Source organism: Syntrophorhabdus sp. (assembly GCA_012719415.1).
Taxonomy (GTDB): domain Bacteria; phylum Desulfobacterota; class Syntrophorhabdia; order Syntrophorhabdales; family Syntrophorhabdaceae; genus Delta-02.
Window position 1 is genome coordinate 1 of sequence record JAAYAK010000129.1, and the last position, 11,284, is coordinate 11,284.

At 58.3% G+C, this 11,284-nt stretch carries 7 protein-coding genes; 3 read left to right on the forward strand and 4 right to left on the reverse strand.

What is annotated here, in order from left to right; translation table 11 throughout:
- Positions 1 to 711: DUF72 domain-containing protein (locus GXX82_08095; protein ID NLT22991.1), on the reverse strand; the 711-nt coding region annotated here is incomplete at its 3' end.
- A gap of 499 nt (positions 712 to 1,210) precedes the next feature.
- Here GXX82_08095 and GXX82_08100 point away from each other — a divergent pair.
- The 3 genes from GXX82_08100 (at position 1,211) to GXX82_08110 (ending at position 4,782) form a co-directional block, all read left to right on the forward strand.
- On the forward strand, positions 1,211 to 2,491 hold the full coding sequence (locus GXX82_08100) for a radical SAM protein (protein NLT22992.1): 1,281 nt from the start codon (positions 1,211 to 1,213) through the stop codon (positions 2,489 to 2,491).
- Positions 2,492 to 2,654: 163 nt separating this feature from the next.
- A complete protein-coding gene (locus GXX82_08105; protein ID NLT22993.1) occupies positions 2,655 to 4,217 on the forward strand; it encodes an AAA family ATPase in 1,563 nt (520 codons plus the stop codon).
- Positions 4,218 to 4,383: 166 nt separating this feature from the next.
- Positions 4,384 to 4,782 (forward strand): four helix bundle protein, encoded by a 399-nt coding sequence (locus tag GXX82_08110; protein NLT22994.1) that lies wholly within the window; start codon positions 4,384 to 4,386, stop codon positions 4,780 to 4,782.
- A gap of 66 nt (positions 4,783 to 4,848) precedes the next feature.
- Here GXX82_08110 and GXX82_08115 read toward each other — a convergent pair whose 3' ends face one another.
- From GXX82_08115 to GXX82_08125, 3 genes are all read right to left on the reverse strand, one after another.
- Positions 4,849 to 8,112 (reverse strand): PAS domain S-box protein, encoded by a 3,264-nt coding sequence (locus GXX82_08115; GenBank protein ID NLT22995.1) that lies wholly within the window; start codon positions 8,110 to 8,112, stop codon positions 4,849 to 4,851.
- Positions 8,113 to 8,267: 155 nt separating this feature from the next.
- Positions 8,268 to 8,933: a flagellar brake protein gene (locus GXX82_08120; protein NLT22996.1), complete on the reverse strand. Its 666-nt coding sequence runs from the start codon at positions 8,931 to 8,933 to the stop codon at positions 8,268 to 8,270.
- A gap of 222 nt (positions 8,934 to 9,155) precedes the next feature.
- On the reverse strand, positions 9,156 to 11,284 hold a 2,129-nt coding region (locus GXX82_08125; GenBank protein NLT22997.1), incomplete at its 5' end, for an autotransporter domain-containing protein.

An 11,284-nucleotide genomic window follows, 5' to 3' on the forward strand; every position in this document is an offset into this window, starting at 1 on the left:
CATGAGTTCCCTTGCATTGTTCGGCGCGTGGCCTCGGGCGTCGTTGTTGAAGTAGATGAAGACGTCCAGGCCGTCCCTGAGATAGCCTTTGATCCTCACGGCATCCTCCTCCAGAACCTCTCTGGAATAGGACGAGGCGTAGTTTCCCTCGTTGCCGTGGCGCCTGAGGTAAACGAAACCCGCGGTCATCGGCAGTTCCCTGAGGAAGCCGGGCCAGTCCGCCATGCACATCGCCACGCCCCGTGCCCTGCACATCCCGGCGATCCTTTCATTCACCCAGGAGTCGTTGCGAAACTCAAAGGCGTTCCACACAGGGTACCTGTCGAGAAGCACAAGGAACCGCTCCAGCCTGCCTGGTTCGATGGAAAAGGAAGACGGGAACTGCCACAATACCGCCGTGAGCTTTTCCCTCAGCGTGAAGGCCCTCGCGAAGAATTCCTCCAGGAGACCCTCCACGTCCTTAAGCCTCTTGAGGTGGGTGATGAGTCGGCTGCCCTTCAGGGTGAAGGAAAATTCCGCCGGTGTCTCTCCGTACCATTTCGCGAAGGTCTCGGTCTTCGGCAGGCGGTAGAAGGTGACGTTGAGCTCCACGGTGGGGAAGACACCCGAGTAGTGAGCGAGCCATCTCTGTCCGGGCAATTCAGCGGGGTAGAAGGTCCCCTTCCAATCCCTGTAGCTGAACCCGCTGCACCCTATCAACACCCTGGCCATTCCAATATTCTATCACCTTTCGCCGCGGGCGAGAGGTGATAGAATGGCTTGAGCCGCTTGAGCCGCTTGAACGGAAAGACCAGAGATAAAGCTTCTTCCTGGAACGTTCAACGTCTCGTTGGCAAAGTCGGTTCCCGGTCCGGTCTATGTTCAGCCGTCATTCCTCACCCGCCGTCATTCCGGCGAAGGCCGGAATCCAGGAGAGAGCACGGGTGTGAGACCACCTGACGGCAAGCGTTGTGGTCTCTTACTCAGTACAACCAGTCACTGTCTTGACAGAGGTTTTTCTGGATTCCGGCCTTCGCCGGAATGACGGTGGAGGAAGTTTTCAGAGATGACGGGTAGCATGGTCATCCAGAGTCTTTTGACTCCACCGTGTGGCCTGTGACTTGCGACATGTGACATCCTTTTCGCTCCAGCGGTTCAAACAGCTGCAACCGTCTTTCTTGGTTTCCCCGCCCCCCCTGTGTTACAATGAAGCCGGGTTTGTCAGACGATAATGAAGGTCCTCCTCATATCGGCCAACCGCACCGAGATCAACATGCGCACCATGCCTTTGGGGCTTGCTTTTGTGGCTGAGGCGGCGCGACGGCGCGGGCATGAGGTGGAGATGCTCGACCTCGCGCGCGTCGGGGACACAGGCGCTGAAATAGCGCAAGCCATCAGCCGGTATGCGCCTGAGGTCATCGGCATTTCCATCAGGAACATCGACGACCAGGCAATGAGGGACACCAGGTTCCTCTACGAGGATGACAGAGCGGTCATTCCCCTTGTGAGGACGCTGACGGACCAACCCATCGTGCTCGGCGGAGCGGGCTACAGCATGTTCCCCGACGCCATCCTGGCGGATACAGGCGCTGATCTTGGAATAGAAGGCGAAGGGGAGGTCGCCTTTCTCGCGGTCATCGAAGCCCTTGAAAAAGGCGGGACCCTCGACAGTATCCCCGGCGTCCATGTCAAAAACGGCGGTCCCGCGGAACACCGCGGCCTGATCAGAAACATGGCGGACTCCCCGCTTCCCGACCCCGCCCTCGTACTGGACACCTCACGCGTTCAGGAAGACACCTGGGTGCCCGTGCAGACAAGACGCGGCTGCCCGTTGAATTGCAGTTATTGCTCGACGGCGTCCATTGAAGGGAGGATACTCAGAAAGAGGGACGTGGAAAGCGTCGTTGAATGGATCGCGAAGCTGAAGGGACGCGGGGCGCGCAAGCTCTACTTCGTGGACAACACCTTCAATCTGCCGCGGTCCTATGCCATGGAACTCTGCGCGGCGATGAGCCGCGCCTCTCTCGATGTGGAATGGCGATGCATCCTCTACCCGTGGCGGCTCGACGAGGAGCTGACATCCGCGATGGCCCGGGCGGGATGCACCGAGGTATCACTGGGAGCTGAAAGCGCCGACAACGAGGTGCTCCGCAGGATGAACAAACGCTTCCGACGGGAAGATATTGCCGAAACCAACCTGCTTCTCACGAAATACGGGATACGGCAGATGGGGTTCCTTATGCTCGGCGCCCCGGGCGAAACGCGTGGATCCATCGAAAGAAGCCTGGCTTTCATGGACTCCCTGTCGCTTGATTCCTTCAAGGTCTCCATCGGCGTAAGGATATACCCCGGCACGGCCCTTGCCGATGAGGCCCGCGAGCAAGGTATCATAACCCCCGGCGACACCCTCCTCGAACCACGCTTTTACATAACCCCCACCCTCGATGAAGAATGGATCAGGCAAACAGTGGCCCAATACGCCGCAACCCGCCCGAACTGGATAACCGGATGAAAAGACAGTTAGAGCCGTTAGAACCGTTAGAGTTGTTGGAGCCGCTGGAATGGCCTGACTGGGCGTTTATCAAGTCTCCTTCTGCGATGCTCTTTTTTCGGTTCCAACGGCTCTAGCGGTTCCAACTGTTCAAAGCCCTTCTTTCCTGTTACACTAGTCTGTCATGCGCAGGTCGTTCATTGAGGTCAATGCCGAGTTTCAGAAGGCCCTCATGGTCATGGAGGACACCAGCAGGCACGTTTTCATCACCGGCAAGGCGGGAACGGGGAAGTCGACGCTTCTCGAATACTTCCGGCAGAACACGCGGAAGGAGGTGGCGGTGCTGGCACCCACCGGGGTTGCCGCCCTCAACGTTCAGGGGCAGACGATCCATTCCTTCTTCGGTTTCAAACCCAGCATCACGCCGGAGAAGGTCAGGAAGATCAGCGGGCCTGACGCGAAGATCTACAAGGAGTTCGACACCATCATCATCGATGAAATATCGATGGTGCGGGCGGACCTCCTCGATTGCGTCGAGAAGTTCATGCGTCTCAACGGGCCTTACCGGAAGCAGTGGTTCGGGGGGGTCCAGATGATCTTTGTCGGAGACCTTTATCAGCTGCCGCCGGTCGTGGCCGCTTCAGAGAGGGAGATATTCAGTCACCGGTACGAATCGCCCTACTTCTTCTCCGCCCAGGTCTTTAAGGAAAAGACCTTCGAAATGGAGTTCATCGAACTGGAGAAGGTCTACCGCCAGACAGAGCAGGATTTCATCGAACTCCTGAACGCCATACGCAACCGCACCTGCACGGACGGCGACATAGATCGGCTGAACAGGAACCACAGGCCCGATGCCGCGGCTCCGACGGACGGGTTCTGCATAACGCTGACAAGCACCAACGACCTCGCCGCTGCGCGCAATCTCACCATGCTCGAAGCCCTCCCCGACCGCGCCTTCACCCTTGCCGGGAAGAGGAGCGGCGTTTTCGACCGTGCTTCCCTGCCCGCCGAGGAGACGCTCACCCTGAAGCCCGGTGCCCAGGTCATGCTCGTCAACAACGACAAGTACGGCCGCTGGGTGAACGGCTCCCTGGGTATCGTCAAGGGGCTCGCCAGGATGGACGGAGAGGACGACAGGGTGCTTGTCCGGCTCGACGACGGGAAAGTCGTGGAGGTCACCCCCAACATGTGGGAGCTCTTCGAGTATCAATACGACAGGAAGACGAAGAAGATCTCCACGAGGACCACGGGCACTTTCACCCAGTATCCCGTACGACTCGCCTGGGCCGTGACCATCCACAAGAGCCAGGGCAAAACCTTCGACCGCGTCGTCATAGACATGGGTCGTGGCGCCTTCGCGCATGGCCAGGTCTACGTTGCCTTGAGCCGCTGCACCAGCTTCGACGGCATTTTCCTCACAAAGAGGATAAGCAAGGGACACATCCGTATGGACTGGCGGGTAGCGAAGTTTCTCACCATGTTCCAGTACCGCAAGGCCGACGAGCGCGCGAGCTACGACGAGCGAAGCGCCATCATCCTGGACGCCATCAAACGCGACCTCAGCATCGAGATCGTTTACCTCAAGCCCAACGACACCAAATCCCGCCGCACCATCCACCCCCTGTCGATAGAACCCATGGAATTCAAGGGCAAACCCTTCGAAGGCCTTCGCGCGTACTGCCACCTCCGCAAGGAAGAACGAACCTTCCGCATAGACAGGATACTGGAGATAAACTACGTAGCCTAAAGGCGGTTCAAGAGTTCAAAGGTTCAAGAGTTCAAGAGTAACAATGCCTCGTCCTCGTATGGACAGCGACAGGCACAGGGATTCTGGTGTCTTCTGGGCTTGACAGGTCCATTCTTGGGCGCAGAAAGTAATACCAACTGAAAACGCGCTATCACCGGAGGACAATATGGCAAAACAGCATTTCGAAGATCTACAGATCTGGCAGGAAGCCAGGAGACTTACAAAGCGTATATACGACTTGACCAAGGGCCGAGCTTTCTCGAGAGATTTCGGTCTTGTCGATCAGATCAGAAGAGCCTGCATATCAATGAGTTCCAATATTGCAGAGGGTTACGAACGAGGAGGTAACAGGGAATTCCTTCAGTTCCTGTCGGTGGCCAAAGGATCCTCAGGAGAAGCCCGATCACAATTATACCTGGCCTTCGATCAGGGGTACATTGAGAGGGAGGAACTCCAAGAACTCGCGGGTGAATTCAGGAAACTAGCCGCCATGATAAGCAGCTTCATCCGGCACCTGAAAACATCCACCTGCAGAGGAGCTAAGTACAACAGCGCAGACCCCTGAGCAATGCGTTCGAGAAAAGTATGCATTCCCCTTGAACCCTTGAACTCTTGAACCTCGATCGGGCCTTCAGGTCCGATCGAGTATTTCCCGTATTGTCTGCAGCAGTTTGATCGGTGAGAGGGGTTTGGGGAGAAAGTTGACCTCTTCGTCGGCTATACCCTTGTCGAGGCGGGTATCGCGGGTATGGCCGCTTATGAAGAGAGCCTTCACGTCGGGAGAGATCTTCCTTATTTCTTCGTAGGCCTCTCTTCCGTTCTTCCCCGGCATCACGGAATCGAGGATCACGAGATCGATCCCCCCGTTGTTCCTGAAAACATCGACAGCCTGCTCACCATCGGCCGCCGCCAGCGTGTGGTATCCATGTTTCGTGAGGATCTTCTTTATGAGGGTCATGACCGCCTCATTGTCCTCGGCGATGAGGATGGTCTCGCTGCCCCCCTTCACATCCACGATATCGGGCTGCTCCTCTTTTGCCGCAGGCTCGGCCAGGGGGAAGAAAATGCGGAAGGTGGCGCCTCTACCGGGTTCGCTGTAAACATTGATATAACCGTTGTGCTGGGAAACGATGCCATACACGGTTGCCAGGCCGAGACCCGTCCCCTTTCCGATCTCCTTCGTGGTGAAGAAGGGGTCGAACATCCGCTCCTGCGTGGCATCATCCATACCCACGCCCGTGTCCGAAACGGCGATGGTCACGTATTCTCCCAGTCGACCGAATCCGTGGGCCTCGAGATAGGCGCTGTCCATCTCGACGATATCGGTCTCAATGGTGAGCCTGCCGCCCTTCGCCATCGCGTCCCGCGCGTTGCTGACGAGGTTGAAGAGGATCTGGTCGATCTCCGTCCCGTCCGCAAGGATGGTCGTATCCTTCTCCGTCAGGACCAGCCTGAAATCGATGTCCTCTGTCAGCAGCCTCTTCAAAAGCTTTTCCGCGCCTTTCAGGGACTCGTTGAGATTGAGGGGTTTCAGGGTGACGGTCCTGTGACGGCTGAAGGCAAGAAGGCTCTGGGTCAGGTTGGCCGCTTTCTGGGCCGCGGAGAGTATCTGCTCCACGTGAGACCTCACCTTCTCGTTGCCTCCGACCTCCTGCTGGAGGAGACTTCCGTATCCCATGATGGTGGTCAGGATGTTGTTGAAATCGTGGGCCACCCCTCCCGCGAGGTTACCGATGGCCTCCATCTTCTGAGACTGGCGGAGCCGGTCCTCGAGGCGCTTGAGCTCCGTCATATCCTCACAGACCATGAGATGCTCCCCCGAGGTGAGCCGCAAGGTGACAAAGGTTATCAGTCTCTGCTTGCCATCGGCACAGTTCACGGTGAACATGCGGGGCTTTCTTTCGCCAGGCTCGGCATCGACAAAATCCTCCAGCCAGGTAGATATCACCATTGTTCTGTATTGCTTGTCCGGATAGGCCTTCCTGAACCAGGACCTGCCGTCGGGCACGTCACCAAGGTCGTACCCGAACATCTCCCTGAACTTTGTGTTCACATAGGTGAACCGGCCTTCCTGATTGATGAGCACCATCCCGACGGGGGCGTTCTCGGAAAGCATCTGCAGCTTCTCCGTTTCCGACCTGAGGGCGTCTTCCGCCTTTCTGCGCTCCGTCAGGTCAATACCGACGCCGAAGAAGTACTGCAACGAACCCTGTTCATCCCTGACGGGAGTACCGTGCCATTCCACGAGGAGCCGGCGGCCATCGCTCGCGACAACGTGGTTCTCGCACAGCACCGGCTCGTTGGAGGAAACGATGCGGGAGAAGACCTCCCGGACAACCGCTGTTTCCTCGGAAAGAGCAAAGTTCTCGACATAGTCCCTCCCCGAGACCTCTTCCATCGTGTACCCCAGCGCGTCCAGCATCGACTGGTTCATGAGGAGCGTCTTCCCCTCGGCGCTCAGGGCGACAAAAAATGCCGGGGATGTCTGGAGCAGGGTCCTGTTGAACTCCATCTCGTCCCGGATCATGATCTGGGCTATCTTGCGGTCCGTTATGTCCTCAACGGTGCCTTCATAATGGAACACTTTTCCGTCCTTGTCCTTCACCGCTCGCCCGTTCAGGGAGACCCATATGACCTTCCCGTCTCGCCGCCTGAACCGCACCTCCTGGTTCGTCACGGTCCCCTGTCTTTCCAGCGTGGCCTCGAAGGCGCGCCGGTCTTCGGGATCGGCATAGATATCCCTGCTGATATCGGTGACAGCCTGGACCAATTCCTCCGGGGAGTCATAACCGGTGATCCGGGCAAGGGCGGGGTTGACGCTTATGAAACGCCCGTCCGGAGTCGACTGGTATATGCCCTCCACGGCGTTTTCGAAGATGGACCGGTACCTGGCCTCGCTCTCCAGCGACGCCTCCTCGGCCTCCATCCGCCTGTGCGCTTCCTTGACAACGGCCCAGGACTTGACCGTATAGAAGACGAAAACAAGGAGGCCCGCGACGAGGAGCCCGATGATGGCGAACCACCTGTCGCGGAACCCCTGCATGGCAGCCAGTGCTTCATCTTCGGGGGTAGCCACGACGATGGACCAGAACGTATCGCCGATCTCTATCGGCATGTAGACCGCGTGCTTCACAATCTTTCTCGTTACCTTTTCCGCAATATAATCGTAGTCATACGTGGTGATCCCCGACTTGCCCTTCATCATCTCCTCGGCCATGGCGATGACGCTCGGAAAGCGGCCCGATGTTTCGTAAATGGAAACACCGATATGGCCCGGCACGGGACAGTAGAGCTCCTGACCGCTCCGGTTCAGGACCCAGGCATAGCCGCTCTGCCCGATACGGATCGGCTTCAGATACTTTTCGGCAAGGTCATCGATGGAGACGATGACCGCCACGGACCCGGCGAACCTTCCGCTCCTGATCACGGGATAATGCAGGGCCATAGACCTGGCATCTCCCTTGACCGACGTCAGGACATCGCTGATGACCGGTTTCAGGTCGCGCTTCATTACCTGGAAGAAACCCCTGTGGGATATGTCCGTTCCACTGTATTTCTTGTTGTCGGGTACGGTGTAAACGAACCTGCCCTCTGCATCTACGCGCGTGATGGACCTGACATCGTCCTTGCTTGACTCGTAGAATTCCTGGATGGTGTGCTTGCCGGCCCTGTCGAAGCCGATGATCTCATCGTGCCTGGCAAGGTGGTGAAGCATCTTGATGTATTGTTGGAAAAAGCCCTCGATCGCTGCCTTTGCCTGCCTGGCATGGGCTGTCTGCTGTTTGTTGAGCTCCTCTATGGCGTCATTTCTGACCCGTTGATAGGTCGTTAAGAACAGGTAAAAACAGGCGATCACGAAGACCAGAAGGGAGGTCAGGAACAGCCAGCGTTTCAAAACCTTTTCCTCCTTACCCGCCTGGAGCCCCTGCGAAATTCCGATCCACAGCCCCACTTTCTCCAGGGCGCGCAGTTGATGTGGGATACTACAGGAATTCTAAACAACTTTTCACGAAAAGCCAACCACTTTCGACCCTGCCCGCTGGCGTTCCGTCACGGTACGTCAAGGTTCACCACCTTTCCCATATAAGAACGGATGGAATCGAGAAGGTCATCGCCGGGCTCGTGAAACTGCGTGCCGATGGACGTCCCTTTCTCGGTCATCCTTATATTCCTCACTATCGCCCTGACAGACCTCTCTTCCGACGAACCGATGAGGCGCGCCGAAAAGACTATCTCATCACCTACATTCACGCCCGGGTTTGGCGCGGAACCTGACTGGTCAAAAAGAAAGCTGCAGCCGCCTTCGCTCACGTCGGTGAAAACACCAAGGTGCGATACTCCGTTCATCGAGACCGCGCCGGGGATGAGGCAGGGCACCCTCTGGAACTTTCTCAGGTTGACCGTCTCGATCTTTTCCGGGTAGGAGAGAAAAGCCAGGCGAAACGGCTCGTTCAGGGCGGCCATGAGCGTGGAGTAGAAACCGTAGGCCTTTCCGTCATAAAGGTAACGGACGATGATATTGTTCATTTGGTGCAGCTTCACCCAGAGGCCCGGTATGGGGGGCACCTCCGCGATGAGATACCGGCCTTCCACCATGCCCACGACAGTCCCGTTCCAGGTATCCCGTGCTCCCCTCAGCTGGATACGCAGGTTGATGCCAGGCTCTATGCCCAGGTATTCCTTCCGATGTATGGTCTGCTCGCCGCTCTTTTCCATGACAGGTACCGGGTTCTTCTCGCTGTGAAGGAGCCCCTTGGACTATATATCGCCATTCGCTCCGATCCATTAAGGGCCTGCCGCATGAACGGCCTCGAGGGGTATGCCGCCGGTCTCGAAAACGCCCACGATCTCCACCGCCCGCACCACGGCGGCGTGACCCGGCAGCGAGAACCCCCCTGCTGACCTCGGCAGGATCGCGGGATTCTCTGCCTCCCTGCGCTAGAAAGGAATGGACAGCTTGAAGCTCCCCGTGCCCGAGGTGAGGTTGCCTGAGAAGAGTCCGCTGTAATCAAGCCGCAGCACCATGCCGCCCTTGCTGAAAAGATCGACACCCGCCGAAACATAGGCCATGTCGCTGTCGAGCTTGTTGCGGATCGTGAAAGACGGGACGTTGGCGGGCGCCCCTTCAAACTGGGCCGAGACGTTGGTCCTGGTGCCGGAGAAGATGTGGAGGAGTCCCGCACGGGCATACGGCCTTGCCAGGATGCCATTCTTGAAGGAAAGCTCCCCGCCTGCCTCCAGGGCAGGTCTCGCGCTGATCGTTGTCTGGCTGCGACCCTCGACGCTGAGGTTCGCGCCGGCCGCCCCTGATTCCGTGAACCCTCCCATGCTGGCATAACTGATCGTCCCGTCAAGGATAGGACGAAGATACCATTTCTTCCACTCGAAGTCATGGGCCAGCCGCGCACGGCCTGAAAAGGAGGTTATCCCCTGCTTGCTCTTCGCTGTGGTCCCCGGATAGGGCAGGTCCACGTACCGTTTCGTATCGTACCATCCGTATCCGCCGGTAACTCCCAGGGCCATCGCGGTGCCTCCCCAACGGTTCTTCGCCACAAGACCTCCCTGTATCTGGCTTCCCGTGCTCCGGGAATAGCTCGATACGTCGGTGGTGCTGTTCTCGTAAGAAAGGGCGAAACCGCCAAAGAAGTCCCCGGCGATCTGTTGCTGGATGCCGGCGCTTATGGTGTAGGCGTTGCGGTCGTAACCCAGGTTGTCGGAATCTCCTCGAAGATGCGTTTCACTGCCGCTGACACGCGTCCAGACGCACCTGACCTGTCTCGTGAACCTGTGGTCGCCGTCACGGGGATTGCAGCTAAGCATCTCGTCTGCGAACCGGATGTTCGAATGCGTGGCCGCCGTTGACATTGCCATGAACGGCGCGGGGCTCAGACGATCAAAGGCCTCACCGAGGGCCTGCACGGAGGGAAGATAGAGAAGTCTTGCCACGACAGGTGCAAGAGAGGCGGAACCGCCTGCGAGGAGTATGGAGTTTATGTTATTGCCGATGACCGCCTGGTTCCCCGTGAGTCCGGCAGGGGCGAAGTCGATCGATGTCCTGAGGGCAACGTCGGTCGCATTGGGATACACCAACTCGTATTGCGCCGCCGCCGAAGCCTGGATGACCTTCAGCCCATTGTTGGTGATACCGGTGTTGCCGGTAACGATCGTTACCTGCTGTGTTCCCGGCAGGGCAAAGCCTTTGTTCGCAATGTTCGGGGCCACCCATCCGGCAAGTGCCGTCGCGCCGCTCACTTTGACATGGTCCGCGGTGCCCGCCCTGGTATCGATATCGACGGCATAGACACCGGACGACTGCTGGACATAGTTCCCGGTAACTGTTGTGGTCACGACGTTCTCCAGCCCTCCCGGCGAGAGTGTTCCCTTATTTGTGAGCGTGCCCGTGCCGCCGAGATTGACCGTGGTTCCCGGGAGAAACCACGAACCCGTCATGTTGTTGAACGTGCTGTTGCCGGTGCCGAGATCGACAGAGCCGGCGATGGTTCCGAAATTGTTGATGGTCTCATCGCCCGTCGTCGCGATAAGGGCATTGCCGAGAGGGCCGCCTTTGCTCACCAGGGTTCCATAATTGGTGAGGGTATTGACAGCTCCCTCCAGTATCCGTACCGCCGAGCCCGTCCCGGAGCCTCCCCGAACAATCCCGTCCTGGATCGTGACGGAGATATTGCCCCCGGAACCACCGGTACTCTGGGCGAGGATGGCGTCAGAGCCCGCACCTTCCGCCAGGATATTACCACCATTGGTAACCGCTACGGGACCGCCGGTGCCGGTGCCGCCGATGCTCTGGGCGATGATGGCGTGCGCATAGGACCCCTGGGTCACGATATTGCCGCTGTTGTTGACCGTTACGGGACCGCCGGTGCCGGTGCCGCCGGCGCTGCCGGCGTTCCCGTTGACCGCATCCAGACCGCCGCCTCCGCCGATGCTCTGGGCGATGATGGCGATGGCGCCCGCGCCGCTGGTGGCGATGCCGCCGGAATTGGTGATCGTCACCTGGCCGCCGTCGCCGGTATTCGTGCCGTCACCGTCCGGCATCGTGAGGCCCAGAC